At 49.7% G+C, this 632-nt stretch carries 1 protein-coding gene; it reads right to left on the bottom strand.

Features of this window, described 5'->3' with window-relative positions; genetic code table 11:
* Positions 1–632, bottom strand: a 632-nt coding sequence (locus tag AB4503_RS03820; protein WP_372113707.1) for a cadherin-like domain-containing protein, incomplete at both ends; no start/stop codon positions are given.

The raw sequence follows: 632 nt of genomic DNA, 5'->3' as shown, positions 1-632 counted from the left end.
CCACCAATAGCGGCTCTATGCCCAGCATCGGCATGGTAATGCCAGGTGCCATCGGTGAGTAAGATTAGATCGCCATAGGTGCCGTGATAGTCGTAACCATTGCTGCCTTGGCGTTCAAATCCTGACTCGCCTACATCGGGGTCTGTGATGGTCAGCTTGCCATCAGCATAGAGTGTTGTATTGCCAAGTGTGGCGATGCCTGAGTGAGCATAGTCGGGTGACATGTCGACACCCGCGCTGTTTTCGGTTATTGAACCAGTATCAACGCCAGCGATTTGGGCTTTATCGCCAACAGCCGAGAGCGTCGTTGATGCGCCAGTGTGTGTCACACCACCGTGGGCATCTTTGACATCATAGCTAAAGTGCACCGCTCCGTTGTAGTCTTTTTCTGGGGTAAAGGTGAATGTGCCATCGCCATTAATTAATATCGAACCGTGGTCAGCCTGTAGGTTTTCAATGGATAATTTGCCAATGTCGTTGTCATCAACATCGCTAGTATTAGCAAGTAGCTGTGACGTGGTAAGGACAATTTTGTTATCTTCCAAGCCATTCGCTAAACGCACTTCAGCCGATGCGACGGGAGCATCATTGGTGCCATGAACGGTCACTGTAATATCTTTTTTAGCACTGCC

It is taken from the genome of Vibrio sp. 10N.222.55.B11, assembly GCF_041473705.1.
Lineage (GTDB): Bacteria > Pseudomonadota > Gammaproteobacteria > Enterobacterales > Vibrionaceae > Vibrio > Vibrio crassostreae_C.
The sequence above is the reverse complement of the archived record's forward strand: the minus strand, read 5'-3'. Positions and strand labels throughout refer to the sequence as shown.